Raw genomic sequence first — 18,847 nt, 5'->3', positions numbered from 1 at the left:
CGGTGCGTGCCGCGCGCACGTGCGTGCTAACCTCGCCGCCGATGAGCCGACGCCCTTTTTTGCGACTCGCCGTGGCCACCCTGCCGCTTGCTTTGGCAGCGTGTGCGACACCCGTCAATCCGTCCGATGGCCATGCCGAGGACTACGGTGCGGTGACGCCGCTGCCCGAGCCTGCGCGCGCTGAAGGCGCCCTGCTGGCGCCGGTGCCGCAGCCCCCCGAACGCCCGGTCGCACCGACCCCGGTCACCGATCCGGCGATCCCGCGCGCGCAGCGCGTCGAGAACTTCGTCGACTACACCGTGCAGACCTACGGCGCCGATCCGGCGCACGTGCGCAGCGTGCTGGCACAGGCGCAGGTGCAGCAGGCGATCCTCACCGCGATCAGCCGTCCGGCCGAAGCCGTGCGCCCGTGGCGTGATTACCGCCCGATCTTCATCAACGACGCGCGTATCAACGGCGGCGTGGCGTTCTACCGCGAGAACCGCGCTGCGCTCGATCGCGTGGCTGCCGACACCGGCGTGCCGGCCGAGTACATCGTCGCAATCATCGGCGTGGAAACCAGCTACGGCCGCATCACCGGCAACTGGAAGGTGATCGACGCGCTGTACACGCTGTCGTTCGATTACGCGCCGCGCGCCCCGTTCTTCGCCGGCGAACTCGCGCAGCTGTTCGCGCTGGAGAAGGCCGAGCCGCAGCTCGACGTGCTCGAACTCAAGGGCAGCTACGCCGGCGCGATGGGCATGGGTCAGTTCATGCCGTCGAGCTATCGTCTGTGGGCGAAGGATGGCGACGGCGATGGCCGCCGGGACCTGCTGACCCACAAGCCCGACGTGTTCGCGTCGATCGCCAATTACTTCGTCGTGCACGGCTGGCAGCGCGGCGGTCCGGTCGTGGCGCGCGCGCAGCGCGATGCGTCCGCTGCGGACTTCAAGCCCGAGAACTGGGAGCCGGTCTATCCGTTGTCTGATCTGGCGAAACGCGGCTACACGCCGGCGCCCGGCCAGCCGACCGGCGAAGGCGCGACCCTGCTGTCGCTCGACGGCGAGGCCGGCATGGAGTACTGGCTGGCGTATCGCAACTTCTACGTGATCACCCGCTACAACCGCTCGCCGATGTATTCGCTGTCGGTGCATCAGCTCGCACAGGCGATCCGGGCCGGGGTCGGTCCGTGATCCGATGGCTGCTGCCGCTGGCGGCGGTGGCTCTGCTGGCGGGCTGCGCGGGCAATGCCAAGCGCGGCGATGCGCCCGCGACCGGCGGTACCGTGTCTGCACCAACGGCGCCTGGTAGCGCACCCCGGCCTGCATCGGGCCAGCGCGGCGCCTCGCCGTATGCACCCGCGCAGGAAGATCCCAACACCCGCGGCCACTACACCGCTGGCGGTCTGTACCGCCCGGGCGTGCCCGACAGCCTGCCCGACTACCTGCCCAACGTGGACGCGATTCCGGAACCGGAGGTCGTCGATCTGCCGCGTTCGCCGGTCGGCAACCGCAGCCCCTACCAGGTGCTGGGCAAGAGCTATCGCGTGCTCGACGACCACAGCGAATTCGCCGAGACCGGCACCGCGTCCTACTACGGCGCCAAGTTCCACGGCCGCCTGACCTCGAACCGCGAGGTCTACGACATGTACGCGTTCACCGCCGCGCACAAGTCGCTGCCGCTGCCGAGCTTCGCGCGGGTGACCAATCTCGATACCGGCAAGTCGGTGATCGTGCGCGTCAATGATCGTGGCCCGTTCCACGAAGGCCGCGTCGTCGATCTGAGTTATGCCGCCGCGGTGAAGATCGGCATCCATCCCGCTGGCACCGGTCGCGTGGAAGTGCGCGCGCTGAGCCCGGGCGAGAACGCCCGCAACGATTACGACGCCGTCGCCAGCGCGCCGCGCGCGGCTACCGTGCCTGCGACCGCCACCGCATCGGTCACGCCCGCAGCCACGACCACGGCGGCCGCCAGCGCGATGGACGCCATCGTCGAGGCCCTGCCGATCGCCAGCGCCCAGGCTGGCGAGCGTCCGGCGCCCGCGCCGCAGGGCGACGCTTCGAACGGCCGCTTCAACATGTATCAGAACGGCAGGGTCATGACCGCCGACGATTTCGACGCCTGGCTCGCCTCGCGCGGGATCAAGCTCGAGAACGGTCGTCAGGTGCCGTTGCATCCGCAGCCTTCAGCCACTCAGGCTGCGACACCGGCTGCGACGCCTGCCGCCGCACCTGCTGCAGTGGCTGCCGTGACCGCGCCGACACCGACGGCTGCGCCCGTCCGCACTGCGGCGGCCGCCCTGGGCGGCGTGACCCTGCAGGTCGCCGCCTTCGGCGCCCGTGCAAACGCCGAGCGCGCGCTCGCCACATTGCGCGGCGCTGGTATCGCCGCTGCCCAGCTGCAGGACGGCACCGCCGCCGGCAAGCCGGTCTGGCGCCTGCGCGTGGGCCCGGTCGAAGCCACTCAGGTTGCCGAGGTGTCCTCGCGCGTCGCCGGCCTCGGCTTCGGCGCGCCTACTGTCGTTCGCGACTGAATTCCTTCCATCAACCGCCGGTCGACGCGGCCGGTTCCCCGGAGTTGTGCATTACATGAAAGTGTCCGTAGTCGTTTCGCGTATGTTGCTGGCCGCGCTGGCTACCGCCACGGTGGGTATCGCCGTCGCGCAGGATCCCGCGCCCACGCCGCAGCCCGCGCCCCGGCCTGCCGCGCCTGCCGCCGCCGCGCCCGCGCTCAGCGACGAACTGCCGACGCCGCCGCCGCCGACCATCACCGGTACCGCCTGGATCGTCATGGATTTCGCCACCGGCCAGATGCTGGCGGGCGACAACCCGGACGAGCGCGTCGAGCCGGCCAGCATTACCAAGGTGATGACCAGCTACGTCATCGCCGCCGAGCTCGCCGCCGGCAAGATCAAGCCCGACGACCAGGTGCTGATGAGCGAGAACGCCTGGCGCAAGGGCGGCGCCGGCACCGACGGCAGCTACAGCGGTTTCCCGGTCAACCAGCGCGCGCCGCTGCTGGACATGGAAATCGGCATGGTCGTGCAGTCCGGCAATGATGCGGCGATCGCCCTGGCCGAACACGTCGCCGGCAGCGAGGAGGCGTTCGCCCAGCTGATGAACGCCTACGCCGCGCGCATCGGCATGAAGAACAGCCACTTCGAGAACGCGACCGGCCTGTCGGGTCCGGAGCATTACTCGACGGCGCGCGATCTGGCGATTCTCGGCCGCGCGATGGTGCGCGACTTCCCAGAGGAATATGCGCACAACAAGATCAAGGAATTCACCGTCGGGCCGATCACCCAGCACAATCGCAACCGCCTGCTGTGGCGCGACGACAGCGTCGACGGCATCAAGACCGGCCACCACAGCGGCGCCGGCTACTGCCTGATGGCGTCGGCCCTGCGTGGCGACCAGCGTCTGATCTCGGTGGTGATGGGCTCGACCAGCGAAGCGCAGCGCGCCACCGATTCGCTGGCGCTGCTCAACTGGGGCTTCCGCTTCTTCGAAACCCACGCCGTCTACGACGCCGGCAAGGCCGTCGCCACGCAGAAGGTCTGGAAGGGCAAGGCCGACGAAGTGCAGCTGGGCGTCGCCGAGCCGATGCTGGTCTCGATGCCGCGCGGGAAGTACGCCCAGCTCAAGCCGTCGATGGATATTCCGCAGACCCTGGAAGCGCCGATCGAAAAGGGCCAGGCCATCGGCACCGTGCGCGTCGAACTCGACGGCAAGGTCATCGCCGAGCGTCCGCTGGTCGCGCTGGAAGCGGTGGAAGAAGCCGGCTTTTTCAAGCGCCTGTGGCATGAATTCCTGATGTGGTGGAACGCGTAAGAGCGGGAACTTTGCGGCTTCATTGGAGACGCGTGTTTGTCTCCTTCCCCCGTTCGCGGGGGAAGGCTGGGATGGGGGCGAGCGTTCCGGTTGAGTGAACAACTGTTCCTCACGAGCCGGTCGCGCGATGACTTGCGAGCGCCGACCTGACAGTTCGCCCCCACCCAACCCTCCCCCGAAATGCGGGGGAGGGCTTCGAGTCATCGAACTGTCGCCACCGCTTGGGTTCGGCGCCCGCTGCCCCGATAATCCCGCGATGGATATCTCCTCAGACAACCCCGACCACGGCTTCCAGTTTCCTGGCGTCTTCGAGATCACCGCGATGGGGCCGGCCGCTGCCGGGCTCGATGCAGAAATCCCGCGCCTGCTGACCGCCGCCGGTATCGCCGTGCTCCACGAAACCGTCACCGCGCGCGAGTCGAGCGGCGGCAAGTACGTGTCGATCAAGCTCAGCATCCGCGCCGAATCGCGCGCGCAGTACGACGCCGCGCACGCGGCACTGCGCGACCATCCCGAAGTGAAGTGGACGCTGTAACCGATCGAACGGAACGTCGCGCATGATTCGCCAGCTGCTCTATCGCAGCGGTCAGCTGTACGAGTTCACCGTGGCCGACATGGTGCGTCTGCTGCTGCAGGCCCGCACCTACAACGCGCGTCACGGCATCGGCGGCATGCTGCTGTTGCAGGACGGGCTGTTCATGCAATTGCTCGAAGGTCCCGCCGCCGCGGTCGATGCGCTGTATGCGCGCATCGCCGCTGATCCCCGCCACTGCGAGGTACGCCTGATGGTCCGCGCCGAACGCACCGCGCCGCTGTTGCCCGGCTGGCGTATGGCCTGGAGCGAGGCGCCGCTGGACGATGAGGCGCCGGTGTTCGAGGGGCTCGAACCCGACACCGAGGCGCTCGCGCTGCTCGAAAGCGCCCGCAGCGATCGTGTGGCCGCGGCGATGCGCGCGTTCCTGCACGGCGCGCCGGTGCCCAGCGGTGGGCTGGGCTGCGCGCGCGTGATGGAGCGGGTGCTGTGAGTGCGCCGGCAATCGTCCGCCAGCTCGGCCGGCAGCCCTACGAACCGGTCTGGCGTGCGATGCAGCGCTTCACCGATGCGCGCGGCGCCGACGGCACCGACGAGCTGTGGGTGGTCGAACACGATCCGGTGTTCACCCTCGGCCAGGCCGGCAAGCCGGAGCACGTCCTCGCGCCCGGCGACATCCCGGTGGTGCAGGTCGATCGCGGCGGCCAGGTGACCTATCACGGCCCCGGCCAGCTGGTGGTCTACCCGCTGCTGAACCTGCCACGGCTGAAGATTGGCGTGCGCGAGTACGTCTGCAAAATCGAGCAGTCGATCATCGACACGCTGGGCGACTGGAACATCGAGGCCGTGCGTCGCGACGGCGCGCCGGGCGTCTACGTCAACGATGCCAAGATCGCCGCGCTCGGCATCCGCGTGCGCCGCGGCTGCACCTTCCACGGCCTGGCATTCAACGTGGCGATGGATCTCGAACCCTTCCAGCGCATCAATCCCTGCGGCTACGAAGGCCTGCAGGTGGTGTCGCTGGGCGATCTCGGCGGGCCGTCCTCGCCCGGCGACGTGGCGCCGCTGCTGCTGGAGAACCTGGCTGCGCAGTTCGGTCTTTCGATGACCGCAGGCGCGCCGCCGGTACTCCAGACCGCTGAATGACACGCAGCGTCCCCGGCGCCCGGCAAGACAGTGCCGGGGCAGGGGCCTACAATGATCCTCCGACCGCAGTCCTGGCCGCCATGTCCTCTTCCGTCGACAAATCGATCCCGCTGCAGGTGGTCTCCGCGCCGCCGCCGGCGTCGCTGCAGACCGGCGTCAAGCAAGTGGCGGGCGACAAGATCGCCCGTTCGCCGGTGCAGTTCGCCGATGCCCCCGTGCTGCGCAAGCCGTCGTGGATCCGCGTGCGCATTCCGTCCAACGGCGCGGTCGCCGCGCTGAAGTCGAAACTGCGCGAGAACCGTCTGGTCACGGTCTGCGAAGAAGCCAGCTGCCCGAACATCCACGAATGCTTCGGCCACGGCACCGCGACCTTCATGATCCTCGGCGAGGTCTGCACGCGCCGGTGTTCGTTCTGCGACGTCGCCCACGGCCGGCCCAAACCCCCGGATGCGAGCGAGCCGCTGAACCTCGCGAACACGATCGCCGACATGGGCCTGAAGTACGTGGTGATCACGTCGGTCGATCGCGACGATCTGCGCGACGGCGGTGCCCAGCATTTCGTCGATTGCATCCGCGAGGTCCGCGCGCAGTCGCCGAAGATCCGCATCGAAGTGCTGACGCCCGACTTCCGCGGCAAAGGCCGCATGGAGCGCGCGCTGGAGATCCTAAAGACCAACCCGCCCGACGTGTTCAACCACAACGTCGAAACGGTGCCGGATCTCTACCGCAACGTGCGACCCGGCGCGGACTACCAGTGGTCGCTCGACCTGCTGAAGAAGTTCAAGGCCCAGCATCCGGACGTCCCGACCAAGTCCGGCATCATGCTCGGCCTCGGCGAGACCATGGAGCAGGTGCAGGGCACGCTGCGCGACCTGCGCGCGCACGATGTCGAGATGGTCACCATTGGCCAGTACCTGCAGCCCAGCGCACACCACCATCCGGTGCTGCGTTACTGGACGCCGGAAGAGTTCCGCGCGCTGGAGGACTACGGCATGGCGCTGGGTTTCAGCCACGTCGCCTCCGGACCGCTGGTGCGCTCGTCGTACCACGCCGACCAGCAGGCGATGGACGCCGGCGTCGCCGCCTGATTCAGCAGGATCGGCCCCTTCCCCCGCAAGCGGGGGAAGGCTGGGATGGGGGCGAACGCTCAGGCTGGGGAGGCTTCTGATCTCGTACGCTGGTTGAGCGAGTCGTGATCCTCCGAGCCTGACACTTCGCCCCCACCCAACCCTCCCCCGCGATGCGGGGGAGGGCGCTCGACCTCGTCGACGTGGAAGCAGCTTTCAATTCGCCTCGCGCGACTGACGCCGCGATGAACGCAGCCTCGATTCATCCTCAGTCCGTACAGTCGTTTGCACGCGGTCTGCAACTTTCGGCACTGTCGACACGTCTGTTCACGCGACAGGCTCGAGGCCATGTCGCATGATGACCGCATCCGCAATCCAGGACCCTGCATGAAAGCTTCCCGCGTCGTTTCCGGCTCACTGATCGCCCTCGCGCTGGCCGTACCGCTCGCGCTGATGGCCAGGCCCGACGCCGTCGCCAATGTGCCGATGACGCCCAATGCCGACCAGGTGGCCGCGTCGAAGCTGGTCTACGGATTGCTGTCGGACAGTCGCTACGCCTACCGGCCGCGCGCGCTGGACGCCAGCCTGTCGGGCGAGATCTTCGACCGCTACTTCGAGAACCTCGACGCCGGCAAGCTGTTCTTCACCCAGCAGGACATCACCCGCTTCGGGCCCTTGCGTGCAGGCATGGGCGCGGCCGTCCGCGACGGTGACGTGGCGCCCGCACTGGAGGTCTTCGCGCTCTACAAGCAGCGCGTCAACGAGCGCATCACCGGCGCGCGCGAGCTGCTGAAGCAGGACATCTTCGATTTCAGCGGCACCGACCGCTGGGAATATGACCGCGAGGATGCGCCGTGGGCGGCCGACGCCGCCGAGCTCGACGCGCTGTGGCGCCAGTCGGTGCGCAACGACTGGCTGCGTCTGAAGCTCGCCGGCAAGGCTGACGACGAGATCCGCAAGACGCTCGACCGTCGCTACCTCAACACCGCGAACACGGTGGCCTCGCTCAACGGCGAGGACGCCTTCAGCAGCTTCCTCAACGCCTACACCGGTTCGATCGATCCGCACACCGACTACTTCAACCCGCGTGCGGCGCGTCTATTCAACCAGAGCATGTCGCTGTCGCTCGAGGGCATTGGTGCGCAGTTGCAGAAGCAGGACGACGTGGTGGTGATCCGTGAGGTCATCGCCGGCGGCCCCGCCGCGATCAGCAACCGCTTCAAGCCCGGCGATCGCATCGTCGGCGTCGGCCAGGGCACCAACGGGCCGATGGAAGACGTGATCGGCTGGCGCATCGATGATGTCGTCGACAAGATCAAGGGTGCGAAGGACACCCAGGTGCGCCTGGACGTCATTCCCGCCGAGGCCACGCTCGACAGCGAGCCGGTGCGCATCACGCTCACCCGTGCACGCGTGCGCCTGGAAGAGCAGGCGGCCAAGGCCGAAACCCTGAAGCTGCCGGCCGATACCGAAGGCGGCCGCGAAAAGCAGATCGGCGTGATCAAGCTGCCGGCGTTCTACCAGGACTTCGAAGGTCGCCGGAACCGCGATGGCGAATACGCCTCGGCGACGCGCGACGTCGCGCGCCTGCTCGAAGCGTTCAAGACGCAGAAGGTCGACGGCGTGGTGCTCGATCTGCGCAACAACGGCGGCGGTTCGCTCAACGAGGCGGTCGAACTGACCGGCCTCTTCATCGACCAGGGCCCGGTGGTGCAGGTGCGCGAATCCGGGGGGCGTGTCGGTGTGCAGGGCGATCGCGAGCCTGGCGTGGCTTGGGACGGTCCGCTCGCCGTGCTGATCAATCGCGGCTCCGCCTCGGCATCGGAGATCGTCGCCGGCGCGATCCAGGACTACGGCCGCGGCCTGATCATCGGCGAGACGACGTTCGGCAAGGGCACGGTGCAGAACCTGGTCGATCTCGACCGCTGGCCGGCGAATGAGACCAAGCGCTTCGGTCAGGTGAAGCTGACGATCGCGCAGTTCTTCCTACCGGGTGGCAGCAGCACCCAGAACAAGGGCGTCGAGCCGGACATCCACTTCCCGGTGACAGTGGATGCCACCGAATTCGGCGAAAGCACCTACGACAACGCGCTGCCGTGGACGCGCATTGCCGCGGTGCCGCACACCCAGTACGGCGATTTCGCACCGCTGCTGCCGCGCCTCGAGCAGCTGCACGACACCCGCGTGGCGACGGACAAGGAATTTGTCTGGTGGGCCGAGGACATCGCCGAGTTCCGCGCCGAGCGCGAGAAGAAGTTCGTGTCGCTCAACGAGGCCGAGCGCCGCACCGAGCGCGACCGCCAGACCGAGAAGCGCCAGGCGCGCCAGGAAGAGCGCCGCGCGCTGGGTCTGGAGCTCGATCCGCTGGCCGAGGATTCCGACGACGATGGCCTGCAGGCCAGCGAGCGTGCGATCGCCCAGCAGAACCGTCTGGAGAAGGCGGCCGAAGATCGTCCCGATCCGTTGCTGCGCGAAACGGCGGCGATTCTCGCCGATGCGGTGCGTCTGCTCAATGCCGATCGCGACCTCTCGGCGACGGTGCTGCCGGAGTCGACTGCGCCGGGCCGCTGGGCGCGCTGATCCGTTGACACGCTGGAACACGAAGCCGCCGCGAGTGATCGCGGCGGCTTTTCGTTATGTGGGGTTGCGGCTGAGGCGCACCAAGAAATTTCGCCGGACACGTGGACTCGACTCCTTCCCCCGCTGGGCGGGGGAAGGTTGGGATGGGAGCGGACGGATAGGTCTTTTGAACCCGGAGTTCCATGCGAAGCCCGAGCCTTAAGCTTGGAGACCCGCCATCTGCTACGACTGAAACTTCGCCCCCACCCATCCCTCCCCCGCGAGCGGGGGAGGGCTTTGACTGCGCGCGCGTAGACGACCTCGTGTGGCAGCGGTTTGTGCTTGGGATGCGCGCATGCGCAGCGCAGCGTCGCTGCAACACCACCGTTCCAGCCGTGCAACGGGCCGCGGGCGTAGAATTCCGCTCCGCATTCGCGGCTTCTCCTCTCTTCTCCGGAACCTCCATGAGCGTCGCGCCGGTGTCGCGTCCCGCCTCGGTCCTGTCCATTGCGCTGGCGCTGGCGGCCGTCTATCTCGTCTGGGGGTCGACCTATCTCGCGATCCGTTTCGCCCTCGAAGGTGGCTATCCGCCGCTGCTGATGGCGGGCATGCGCTTCATCGTCGCCGGTGGACTGATGTACGCGGCGCTGCGCCTGCGCGGTGTGCCGGCGCCGACGCGCAACCAGTGGAAAACCCTGCTCGCGATGGGCGTGCTGCTGCTCGGTCTGGGCAACGGCATGGTCTGCATCGCCGAACAGAGCGTGTCGTCGGGTCTCGCCGCAGTCGCGGTCGCGTCGGCGCCGATCTGGATCGCATTGTTCGCGGCGATCCGCGGTGATCGTCCCTCGCGCGTCGAGTGGGCCGGTCTCGCGGTCGGGTTCGCCGGCGTGCTGTGGCTCAACGCCGGCAGTTCGCTGACCGCGACGCCGACCGGCCTCATCGCCTTGCTGATCGCGCCGCTGGCTTGGGCCTTCGGTTCGGTGTGGAGCCGCGGCCGCGATCTGCCGTCGCCGTTCATGGCGGCCGCGGCGCAGATGCTCGCCGGCGGCGTGATCATCCTCGCGGTCGGCCTGCTGATCGGCGAACGCTTTCACGAACTGCCGACGCTCAAGGGCACGCTGTCGGTCGCGTATCTCGCCTCGTTCGGTTCGATCATCGGCTTCACCGCCTACGTCTGGCTGCTGCACAACGTGCGCCCGACGCTCGCCGGCAGCTACGCCTACGTCAATCCAGCGATCGCGGTGCTGCTCGGCGCGTGGCTCGCGTCGGAGCGCTTCCACGTCAACGATCTCGGCGCGATGGCGGTGATCCTGGTCGCGGTGGTCGCGATCACGCTCGGCCGCGCGCGCGCGAAGAAGGTCGTGCCGACACCGGCCGCAGCGGTCGCGGGAGAAGATCCATGATCGACGCCGCACAGAGCCGTCGCGGATTGTGGATCGCGGTCGCGGCCTTCGTGATCTGGGGCCTGATGCCGCTGTACTGGTACGTGCTGCGGGACGTGCCGTCGCTGCAGATCGTGCTGCACCGCTCGATCTGGTGCGCGATTCTGGTCGCGGCGTTTCTGACCATCCGCCAGGGCCGCGGCTGGCTGCGCGAGATCCTCGCGCAACCGAGGCTGGCCGGCATGCTCGCGATGTCGGGCTGCCTGATCGCCGCGAACTGGGCGTTGTACGTGTGGGCGGTCAACAGCGGCCACGTGGTCGAAGCGAGCCTGGGCTACTTCATCAATCCGCTGCTCAACGTCGTGATCGGCGTGGTGTTCCTGCGTGAGCGGCTGTCGCTGCCGCAGTGGATCGCGGTCGCGCTGGCCGGCGGCGGCGTCGCGTGGCTGACCTTCAACTACGGCAGCTTTCCGTGGATCGCGCTGTGTCTGGCGACCTCGTTCGCGCTGTACGGGCTGATCCGCAAGTTCGCCGCGGTCGAAGCGGTGCAGGGACTCGGCGTCGAAAACCTGTTCGTGTTCGGTCCCGCGCTGATTGCGTTGGTCTGGATCGAAAGCCAGGGCGGCGGTGGGTTCTTCTCGCTGCGCTGGGGTGGCTGGACCGACGTGCTGCTGGTGCTCGGCGGCGCACTGACCGCGATCCCGTTGATCTGTTTCGCCTATGCGGTGCGTCGCGTGCCGCTGACCGTGGTCGGCCTGTTGCAGTACATCGGCCCAACACTGCAGTTGTTGCTGGGCGTGTTCTTCTTCGGCGAAGCCTTCGGCATCGACCGTGCGGTCGGCTTCGGTTTCATCTGGGTGGGGCTGGTGGTGTTCGCGGTCGACGGCTTTCTGCAGTCGCGTCGACGGATCGTCGCGCAGCAGGCGTGAGGTCTCCATTCGGGACATCTGCCTGAAGCCTTTCGTAGGAGCGCGCTCGCGCGCGATGAAGCTCTCCGGGAAGGCCCATCGCGCGCGAGCACGCTCCTACAAAGGGTCTAGCGCGCGGCGAGTGCGCTTTGCGGACAGGCCGGTGCGTCGAACCAGTCGACGACGGTCGGCGCTAGGCGGTCGAGTCGCATCGGCAGGCTGAGGTGATCCTCGCCTGCGAGCTCCAGATAACGCGCGCCGGGAACGGCCGCCGCGAGCGCGCGGCCGTGTTCCACAGGCACGTGACGATCCGCATCGCCGTGCACCAGCAGCACGCAGCCCGGCGCGTGCGCCAGCGCGGCGCCGACATCGACGCCGTCGAGCGGCAACGACAGCGTGTCGCCCGCGCGTGTGATCGCCGCGTCCAGCACCGAGGCATCGATGCGCCAGCGCAACCAGCGGCGCGTCAGTTGCGCGTGCCAGCTGCCGCCGTCTTCGTCGAGCATGTGCGGCACCATGTCGCGGATCGCGGCGCCGGCGTTGTCGAAGGATTCCAGCGCGACAACGCGCTCGGCGTGCAGGCGCGGATCGGCGGCCGCGAAAAGCGCCGTCGCCGCGCCGTAGGACACGCCGAAGATATGCAGCGGGCCGGCGATTTCGCCTTGCTCGCGTAATGCGGCGACCGCGTCGACGACATCGCCTGCCTCGCGCGTGCCGTAGCCCGATGGCGCATGGCCGGAGCGGCCGTGGTTGCGCAGGTCCAGGGTGATCGTGCGATAGCCGGCTTCGGCCAGCGCGATCGACCACGGCAACAGCGAACCGCCGTCCATCATCCAGCCGTGCAGCAGCACGACGGTGCCGCGCGGCGCCGCTGCGGGCGCGGACGGCGCGTTGAAATCGAGCGAGAAGTCGACGCCGTGCGGATCGTCGGCAGGCCGTGTCCACGCGTAGTCCATGCCGTAGTCGCCGGGATCGAGCGCGCGCCAGAACATCGAAACACCTTCGCTCGTGGTGACGTGTCCGCTGCGGTTCGGCAGCCGCGCGAATGCGGCCTCGACACGATCTGTCTGCAGCAACGGCGATGCCCCGGGCGGCGCGACCAGTTTCGACGCCAGCGAACTCGCCATGCCCGGCCACGACGAGAATCCGGCGACGAGCAGACAGGCGGCGAGGAGGACGGCGAGGCGGAGCATGGCGGTGGCGGAGGCGAGGCGGCCGCGCAGACTATCGACGCGGCGCCAGGCGTCGCTATCGCACTGCGATGACAGCTGCATGACAGACGGTCGCCGTTCATCGGCGTGCGCAGGCCGCCGCACCGGCCTTCTGGCACAGTGCGGTCATGTCGATCTGTTGCCCCGGACGCTCTCGATGACCACCGCGCATGCCGCAATCGTGCTGGCCGCCGGCGGCAGCACGCGTCTGGGCAGGCCCAAGCAACTGCTGCGCCGCGACGGCGAAAGCCTGGTCGCGCGCGTCGTGCGACTGGTCGCGGAAACGCATCCCTGCCGGCTCGTGGTGATGCTCGGGGCGTATCACGACGCGGTCGCCGCCGAGCTCGCGCCGTCGCCGCACGGCTTCGTCGAGTTGCACGAGGTGCCGGACTGGCGCGAAGGCCTGTCCGCCAGCCTCGTCGCCGCATCGCGCGAGTTGCAGGCACATCGCGGGCCGGTGCTGGTGACCGGCGTCGATCAGCCTGCGCTCAACGCCCTGCATCTGCGCGCGCTGCTGGACGGGGCACGCAGCGTGCGTTCGGGCTGCGCGGCGGTGATGCACGGCGAACGTCCCGGCGCGCCGGCGGTGCTGTCGCACACGCTGTTCGCGGAGGTGGATGCGTTGGAAGGCGATCGTGGATTCGGGTCGTTGCTGGCGGCGTTGCCGGAGGAGGATCTGTTCCGGCTGCAGGCGCCTTCGTTGGCGCAGGACATCGATACATCGGATGACGTGGCGCAGGCGCTGGCGGACGGGTTGCTGGATCGCGGGGGCTAGTTCAACGCGACGCGAGTTCTCGACGCAGGAACGCAGAATGGGTTGAACGGAGCGAAACCGATCGCCCAGTAATTTCGAATTCTGGCTTTGTCGCGAGCGTCGCCCTCACCCCAACCCCTGTCCCTTGGGCCTGATTAGCGTCGTGTCTCAGCCAAGGTCTAGTTTTTGACGTGGTGTTACGCCTCAGTGTCTGGAAGGATTTGAAAATACCCCGTCACTCCCGCGAAGGCGGGAGTCCATGGACGTGTGCGCGGACGTTACGAAAGTCCTTGGATGACCGGACATACGTCCGTTGAAGTCCCCGCCTTCGCGGGAATGACGACTCATAGTTTCAGTCGCCAGCTGAGACACGACGCAATGAGGGACTTAAGCGCGGCGGCCGGTACGCTCCCGATCAACCCGCGCGCGACATCATCCAGACCACGCACATCGCACCCACGACACCGATCACCAGCGCTGCGTTGCGCCAGCGTTTTGCACGCCGCCGATAGCGCGCGACGCGTTCCTCGTTGAGCGCGGTGGCGCGTGCAATCCACGGGGCGGTGTCGCGTTCGGCCTGGGCGTAGATGACCTCGGCGCGCGCGGGATCGGACTCGGCGCGCAGTGCGGCATCCTCGTAGCGTTCGAACGCGCGTTTCTGCAGCGACTGGATCTCGCGGGCGATGTCGGCGTTCGACAAGGTGTCGGGCGAGGCAACACTCATGTCGCGCGCAACGCCGCGGTGACCGGCAGGCGCGCCGCGCGCAGGGCCGGGAACAGGCCGCCGACGAGGCCGATGCCCAGCGCCCACTTCAGACCATTCCACAGCAGATCGGGCGAGACCTTGAACTGGAACACCACCTGGCTGAAATTGCTGCCCAGCGTGCTGACGCTGTAGCCGTTGAAGATGCTCCACGCGAGCAGGCCGCCGAGCAGGCCGCCGAGCAATGCCAGCAGCATCGTCTCCAGCATCACCGCGACGACCACCGGCAGGCCGCGGAAGCCGATCGCGCGCATCGTTGCGATCTCGCGTGCGCGGCCCGCGACCGCGGCGTACATCGTATTGAGCGCGCCGAATACCGCGCCGACCGCCATGATCGCGCCGATCACCGTGCCCAGCACATTGATCAGCGTCGCCAGCTGACCGGACTGCTTGCCGTAGTAGGCACGCGTCGTCGAGACGTCGAGTTTCAGGCGCTGGTCGGCGTCCATCGCGGTCTTGAACGCGGTAAAGCCGGCAGTGCCATCGGTGCGCACGGTGATCGACTGGTAGGCGCCACGGTTGTAAGTCGATGCCAGGGTTTCACCATCGGTCCACAGCTCCGAATCGTGCGCATCGCCAGACGCGAACACGCCGACGACGGTCCACTGCTGGTTGCCGAGGTTGAGCGTCTTGCCGACCTCGAGTCCGCGGAACTGGCTGCGTGCACCCTGGCCGACGACGATTTCGCGCAGGCCCGGCGCGAACTTGCGGCCTTCGATCACCTGCACCTTGTCGTGCACGGCCCAGGCGAGTTCGCCGACGCCGCGGAACTGCGCATTGACGTCGGTGCCGTCGGCCTTCGACGGCAGGTTGACCACCTGCGACAGCTCCGGCGACAGCAGCGGGCGGCCCTGCGCGTCGCGCGCGATGCCGGCCAGCGTGCCGATCAGCGGCACCTGGTCGCGGGTGATCACCGAGTTGGTTTCGGCCTGCGAACCGCCGCGCAGCACGATCGCCGAGGTCTCGTCGCCGGTGCTGTTGAGCGTGGCCTTGAAGCCTTCGCCCATCGCCAGCATCGCCACCAGCACGCCGACCACGCCGGCGATGCCGACCACGATCACCGACGACGCGCCCCAGCGCTGCGGCAGGCTGCTGATGCCGATGCGCGCCGCCGCCAGCGCCAGTCGGCCGCCGCGTGTGAGCATCAGCCACAGCGCGATGGCGACCGCGATCGCCAGCACGCCGTACCAGGGCAGCAGCACCCACACCGCGAGCCCGACGACGAGCGCGACGATCGACAGCAGGTTCCAGAGCCATGGGCTTTTCATGTCGGTCCGATCCGGTTCGTCGTGCAGCGGAAAGAAGTGCGATGGGCCATGACGTCAGCGCCCCGCGAGCGCATCGACGATCTTCAGCCGCTGCGCACGCAGCGCCGGCAACACGCCGACGATGATGCCGATGCCGATCATCAGGCCCAGCCCGATCAGCCAGGTCTGCGCCGGGACCGTCGGCAGCGCGATCACGCCGCCGCTGGCGGCGCTCACGCCCGGCATGATCGCCGACGCGAGGCCGAGGCCGACCAGTCCGCCGATCACCACCAGCAGCACCGATTCCACCATCACCAGCACCAGCACGGTGCCGTCGGTGAAGCCGAGCGTCTTCAGCGTCGCGAGTTCGGGAATGCGCTCGCGCACGGCCTGCGCCATCGTGTTGCCGGTCAGCAGCAGCAGGGTGAAGAACACCGCGCCCATGATCGCGGTGACGATCAGGCCGATGTCGGCGAACTGTTTGGCGAACGCCTGCTGGAAGGCCGATTCGGTCTGCGACTTCGTTTCGTGATCGGAGTTCGCCGAGATCGCATCGATCGCCTGCGCCACGCGCGAGGCCTGGTCGGCGTTGGACAGCTGCACGGTGAACCAGCTGACCTGGTTCTTGATGTAGTCGTTGGATTCGTCGAAGTATTTCCAGTTCATCATCAACTGGTTCTCGGCGCCGACGTTGCTGCGGTCCTTGGCGCGGAAGATCGCCTTGAGCTCCAGCGGCCAGTCGTTGCTGCCGCCGCGCGGAAAGATCGTCGCCTGCATCGGAATCGTGTCGCCGATCTTCCAGCCGAACTTGTTGGCCAGCGCTTCGCCCACGGCCGCGCCGGTACGTGTGTCACGGAAGGCCTGCAGCTGGTCGGGCGGCACGTCGTATTCGCCGTAGACGTCGAAGAAGTTCGGCGCGACGGAGAAGTTCGGGAAGAAGTTGCGCTGGTCCTGGTAGATGCCGCCGAACCACATGGCGTACGTCACCTTGCGCACGCCGGGAATCGACTCGATCTGCGCCTGCAGACGCACCGGCAGCGACTGGGTGATCGACAGCCGCGAGGCGACGATCAGACGGTTCGCGCCGTCGACCCTGCCGCCGGCATTGAAGGCCACGCGTACCGAATCGAGCATGCCGAACAGCAGGAACGCCGCGACCACGGACAGCAGCGTCAGCAGTGTCCGCGTCTTGCTGCGGAACAGCTGGGCCCACACCAGCGACAGGTACTTCATCGTGCGTCTCCGGAGAAGCGGTGGGTCAGTGCGCGCCGATGGGTGTGTCGACCAGCTCGCCCTTGTCGAGGTGAATCGTGTGGGTCGCGTATTCGGCGGCCTTCGGGTCGTGGGTCACCATGACGATGGTCTTGCCGTGCTCGCGGTTGAGTTCCTGCAGCAGGCCGAGGATCTCCTCCGCGCTCTGCCGGTCGAGATCGCCGGTGGGTTCGTCGCAGATCAGGAACGTGGGATCGGACACGATCGCGCGGGCGATCGCCACGCGCTGCTGCTGACCGCCCGACAGTTCGTTGGGCTTGTGCGTGCGCCGGTCGGCGAGGCCGACGAGGGTCAGCGCGATTTCCGCATTGCGCTTGCGCTGCGCGCCGCCCAGCGTGGTCAGCAGCAGTGGCAGTTCCACGTTCTTCTGTGCGTTGAGCATCGGCATCAGGTTGTAGAACTGGAACACGAAGCCGACATGGCGGCTGCGCCAGTTCGACAGCTGGCCGGCGCTCATGCGGTCGATGCGCTCGCCTTCGATCTCGATCTCGCCCGAGGTCGGCGTATCCAGTCCACCGATCAGATTCAGCAGCGTGGTCTTGCCCGAACCCGACGGTCCCATCAGCGCGACGAAATCGCCCTGCGGGATGTCGAGATCGATGCCGTGCAGCACGTCGACCTTTTCCGGGCCGCGCTGGTAGGTCTTGTGCAGGTTGCGGATGCTGACGAGGGACGACATGGCGCACTCCGGTGTGGATGCTGCTCGGTGGATGGGGCGTGCGATCAGCGCGTGTCGCTTTCGGCGGCGGCCATGCGCACCTTCGCGCCGTCGGCCAGCGTCTCGGACGGATCGAGCACAACGGTGTCACCGGCGTTCACGCCCGACAGCACCTGGCGGTCGTCGCCGAGCGCGATGCCGGTCTTCAGTGCCTGCTGCGTCACCGTGTTGTCCTCGCCGAGCACGAAGGCGACGTCGGCGCCGTCGCGCTGCACGATCGCCGCGCCGGGCACGCGCACGCCGCTGGGCTGTTCTGCATCGGCGGCCTTCGGCGCTTCGAGGAAGCTCACGCGCACGCCCATGTCCGGCACGATGCGCGCGTCCCTCTGCTTGATCGCGATGCGCACCTTGACCGTCGCCTTGCCGCGGTCCGCAGCCGGAATGATCGCGATGACCTCGGCGGGAATCTTCCAGTCGGGATAGGCGTTGAGCGTCGCCTCGACCGGCATCTTCGGCTGCACGCGACCGATGAAGGCCTCGCCGACGTCGACTTCGACTTCCAGAGAATCCATGTCGACGATCGTGCCGATGCCGGTGCGGGTGAAGCCACCGCCGGCCGACAGCGGCGAGACGATCTCGCCCGGTTGCGCGGCCTTGGCGGTGACCACGCCGGCGAACGGCGCGCGCACGACGGTGTTGTCGACGCCGAGATCGGCGATCGCCAGCGAGTCCGACGCGACCTGTGTATTGCGCTGTGCGGTGATCAGCTGCGCGCGCAGTGCATCGCGCTGGGCGACGGCCTGATCGAACTGCGAGCGCGAGACCAATTGCTGCGCCACCAGCGACTGCAGGCGCGTGGCCTCGGCCTCGGCCTGCGCCAGCTGCGCCTGCACACTGCCGGTCTGGCTGCGCGCGGCGGCGAGCTGCGAAGCCGACAGATTACGCTGTGCATCGGCGTCGATCGGATCGAGCGTCGCCATGATGTCGCCGGCCTCGACGCGCTGGCCTTCCTCGATCAGCACCTCGCGCACGCGGCCGGTGATCTTCGACGACACGGTGGCGGTGCGGCGCGCGACGACGTAGCCGGTGGCATCGAGCACCGATGCATTCGCACCCCCAGCAGTGATCGCGACCACCGGCGCGGTGCGTACCTCGACGCCCGCATCGCGGCCGAACAGCGCCCAGCCGGCGACCAGCAGGAGCAGCAGCACGACGACCGCGACGGCGATCCACAGGCCGCGCCGACGTGGCGGCTCGGGTGGCGCCTTGCGGTCGATGCGGAGTTCGTTGAGCAGGTCGGCCTTGGTATTCATGGGTTCCATGGAAAGCAGGACGTGACGACAGGCGCGAGTGTGACCGCGGGGGTCGGGCGATCCAACCTGCCGGAAGTCAGCTTCCGACGGGGCGCCGAACGACGCGCCCGCAACGGCGGGCCGGACCGAGTCTGCGCGCATCCGGCACGGCGGTCACCTGACGTGTGTCACCTGCAGTGGATGACGCCTGCGACTGACCGCGCGGCGCGCGCCACCCGAGACTGCA

17 protein-coding genes are annotated in these 18,847 nt (G+C 68.1%); 11 read left to right on the top strand and 6 right to left on the bottom strand.

What is annotated here, in order from left to right; translation table 11 throughout:
- Positions 1–41: 41 nt before the first annotated feature.
- The 10 genes from mltB (at position 42) to rarD (ending at position 11,424) form a co-directional block, all read left to right on the top strand.
- On the top strand, positions 42–1,172 hold the full coding sequence (gene mltB / locus ACZ9YD_RS09890) for a lytic murein transglycosylase B (protein WP_465075014.1): 1,131 nt from the start codon (positions 42–44) through the stop codon (positions 1,170–1,172).
- A complete protein-coding gene (locus ACZ9YD_RS09885) occupies positions 1,169–2,512 on the top strand; it encodes a septal ring lytic transglycosylase RlpA family protein (protein WP_465075013.1) in 1,344 nt (447 codons plus the stop codon). Before mltB ends, ACZ9YD_RS09885 begins: the two co-directional genes overlap by 4 nt.
- A gap of 55 nt (positions 2,513–2,567) precedes the next feature.
- Positions 2,568–3,809, top strand: a complete 1,242-nt coding sequence (locus ACZ9YD_RS09880; protein WP_465075011.1) for a D-alanyl-D-alanine carboxypeptidase family protein — start codon at positions 2,568–2,570, stop codon at positions 3,807–3,809.
- 256 nt (positions 3,810–4,065) lie between these two features.
- Positions 4,066–4,344, top strand: a complete 279-nt coding sequence (locus tag ACZ9YD_RS09875) for a DUF493 family protein (RefSeq protein ID WP_465075009.1) — start codon at positions 4,066–4,068, stop codon at positions 4,342–4,344.
- Between the two features lie 22 nt (positions 4,345–4,366).
- Positions 4,367–4,834, top strand: coding sequence for a BLUF domain-containing protein (locus tag ACZ9YD_RS09870; protein ID WP_465075008.1), 468 nt, complete (start codon positions 4,367–4,369; stop codon positions 4,832–4,834).
- Positions 4,804–5,487 carry a lipoyl(octanoyl) transferase LipB gene (gene lipB, locus ACZ9YD_RS09865; protein WP_465075523.1) on the top strand — a complete coding sequence of 228 codons (684 nt, stop codon included), beginning with the start codon at positions 4,804–4,806 and terminating at the stop codon, positions 5,485–5,487. The genes ACZ9YD_RS09870 and lipB overlap by 31 nt, the downstream gene beginning before the upstream one ends.
- 80 nt (positions 5,488–5,567) lie before the next feature.
- Complete coding sequence (gene lipA, locus ACZ9YD_RS09860) at positions 5,568–6,575, top strand: lipoyl synthase (RefSeq protein WP_465075006.1); 1,008 nt, start codon at positions 5,568–5,570, stop codon at positions 6,573–6,575.
- 366 nt (positions 6,576–6,941) lie between these two features.
- Positions 6,942–9,134, top strand: a complete 2,193-nt coding sequence (locus ACZ9YD_RS09855; protein WP_465075005.1) for a carboxy terminal-processing peptidase — start codon at positions 6,942–6,944, stop codon at positions 9,132–9,134.
- A gap of 443 nt (positions 9,135–9,577) precedes the next feature.
- Complete coding sequence (yedA, locus tag ACZ9YD_RS09850) at positions 9,578–10,516, top strand: drug/metabolite exporter YedA (RefSeq protein ID WP_465075004.1); 939 nt, start codon at positions 9,578–9,580, stop codon at positions 10,514–10,516.
- Positions 10,513–11,424 (top strand): EamA family transporter RarD, encoded by a 912-nt coding sequence (rarD, locus tag ACZ9YD_RS09845; RefSeq protein ID WP_465075002.1) that lies wholly within the window; start codon positions 10,513–10,515, stop codon positions 11,422–11,424. Before yedA ends, rarD begins: the two co-directional genes overlap by 4 nt.
- Positions 11,425–11,531: 107 nt before the next feature.
- On the opposite strand, the gene ACZ9YD_RS09840 is transcribed toward rarD, so the two are convergent.
- Complete coding sequence (locus ACZ9YD_RS09840) at positions 11,532–12,596, bottom strand: alpha/beta fold hydrolase (protein WP_465075001.1); 1,065 nt, start codon at positions 12,594–12,596, stop codon at positions 11,532–11,534.
- Between the two features lie 175 nt (positions 12,597–12,771).
- On the opposite strand from ACZ9YD_RS09840, the gene ACZ9YD_RS09835 reads away from it, so the two are divergent.
- Entirely contained in the window at positions 12,772–13,389 is a 618-nt protein-coding gene (locus ACZ9YD_RS09835; protein WP_465074999.1) for a nucleotidyltransferase family protein, read from the top strand.
- Between the two features lie 394 nt (positions 13,390–13,783).
- Here ACZ9YD_RS09835 and ACZ9YD_RS09830 read toward each other — a convergent pair whose 3' ends face one another.
- Genes ACZ9YD_RS09830 through ACZ9YD_RS09810 form a run of 5 tightly spaced genes read right to left on the bottom strand, consistent with a single transcriptional unit; the run spans position 13,784 to position 18,621 of the window.
- On the bottom strand, positions 13,784–14,092 hold the full coding sequence (locus ACZ9YD_RS09830) for a hypothetical protein (RefSeq protein ID WP_465074997.1): 309 nt from the start codon (positions 14,090–14,092) through the stop codon (positions 13,784–13,786).
- Complete coding sequence (locus ACZ9YD_RS09825; RefSeq protein ID WP_465074995.1) at positions 14,089–15,399, bottom strand: ABC transporter permease; 1,311 nt, start codon at positions 15,397–15,399, stop codon at positions 14,089–14,091. The genes ACZ9YD_RS09830 and ACZ9YD_RS09825 overlap by 4 nt, the downstream gene beginning before the upstream one ends.
- Positions 15,400–15,453: 54 nt before the next feature.
- Entirely contained in the window at positions 15,454–16,611 is a 1,158-nt protein-coding gene (locus ACZ9YD_RS09820; protein ID WP_465074994.1) for an ABC transporter permease, read from the bottom strand.
- Positions 16,612–16,636: 25 nt separating this feature from the next.
- A complete protein-coding gene (locus tag ACZ9YD_RS09815; RefSeq protein WP_465074993.1) occupies positions 16,637–17,329 on the bottom strand; it encodes an ABC transporter ATP-binding protein in 693 nt (230 codons plus the stop codon).
- A 44-nt stretch (positions 17,330–17,373) separates the two neighbouring features.
- Positions 17,374–18,621, bottom strand: coding sequence for an efflux RND transporter periplasmic adaptor subunit (locus ACZ9YD_RS09810; RefSeq protein WP_465075521.1), 1,248 nt, complete (start codon positions 18,619–18,621; stop codon positions 17,374–17,376).
- Between the last annotated feature and the right edge of the window lie 226 nt (positions 18,622–18,847).

The sequence above is a fragment of the Luteimonas sp. AC640a genome (genome assembly GCF_979256585.1).
Note: the sequence above shows the minus strand (reverse complement) of the source record. Positions and strands in the feature narration are given on the sequence as shown.

What these genes read in the sequence shown, in the direction of transcription:
- mltB (WP_465075014.1), top strand. Translation starts at nt 42, where the DNA reads ATGAGCCGACGCCCTTTTTTGCGACTCGCCGTGGCCACCCTGCCGCTT.
- ACZ9YD_RS09880 (WP_465075011.1), top strand. Translation starts at nt 2,568, where the DNA reads ATGAAAGTGTCCGTAGTCGTTTCGCGTATGTTGCTGGCCGCGCTGGCT.
- ACZ9YD_RS09875 (WP_465075009.1), top strand. Translation starts at nt 4,066, where the DNA reads ATGGATATCTCCTCAGACAACCCCGACCACGGCTTCCAGTTTCCTGGC.
- ACZ9YD_RS09870 (WP_465075008.1), top strand. Translation starts at nt 4,367, where the DNA reads ATGATTCGCCAGCTGCTCTATCGCAGCGGTCAGCTGTACGAGTTCACC.
- lipA (WP_465075006.1), top strand. Translation starts at nt 5,568, where the DNA reads ATGTCCTCTTCCGTCGACAAATCGATCCCGCTGCAGGTGGTCTCCGCG.
- ACZ9YD_RS09855 (WP_465075005.1), top strand. Translation starts at nt 6,942, where the DNA reads ATGAAAGCTTCCCGCGTCGTTTCCGGCTCACTGATCGCCCTCGCGCTG.
- yedA (WP_465075004.1), top strand. Translation starts at nt 9,578, where the DNA reads ATGAGCGTCGCGCCGGTGTCGCGTCCCGCCTCGGTCCTGTCCATTGCG.
- rarD (WP_465075002.1), top strand. Translation starts at nt 10,513, where the DNA reads ATGATCGACGCCGCACAGAGCCGTCGCGGATTGTGGATCGCGGTCGCG.
- ACZ9YD_RS09840 (WP_465075001.1), bottom strand. Translation starts at nt 12,596, where the DNA reads ATGCTCCGCCTCGCCGTCCTCCTCGCCGCCTGTCTGCTCGTCGCCGGA.
- ACZ9YD_RS09835 (WP_465074999.1), top strand. Translation starts at nt 12,772, where the DNA reads ATGACCACCGCGCATGCCGCAATCGTGCTGGCCGCCGGCGGCAGCACG.
- ACZ9YD_RS09830 (WP_465074997.1), bottom strand. Translation starts at nt 14,092, where the DNA reads ATGAGTGTTGCCTCGCCCGACACCTTGTCGAACGCCGACATCGCCCGC.
- ACZ9YD_RS09825 (WP_465074995.1), bottom strand. Translation starts at nt 15,399, where the DNA reads ATGAAAAGCCCATGGCTCTGGAACCTGCTGTCGATCGTCGCGCTCGTC.
- ACZ9YD_RS09820 (WP_465074994.1), bottom strand. Translation starts at nt 16,611, where the DNA reads ATGAAGTACCTGTCGCTGGTGTGGGCCCAGCTGTTCCGCAGCAAGACG.
- ACZ9YD_RS09815 (WP_465074993.1), bottom strand. Translation starts at nt 17,329, where the DNA reads ATGTCGTCCCTCGTCAGCATCCGCAACCTGCACAAGACCTACCAGCGC.
- ACZ9YD_RS09810 (WP_465075521.1), bottom strand. Translation starts at nt 18,621, where the DNA reads ATGAATACCAAGGCCGACCTGCTCAACGAACTCCGCATCGACCGCAAG.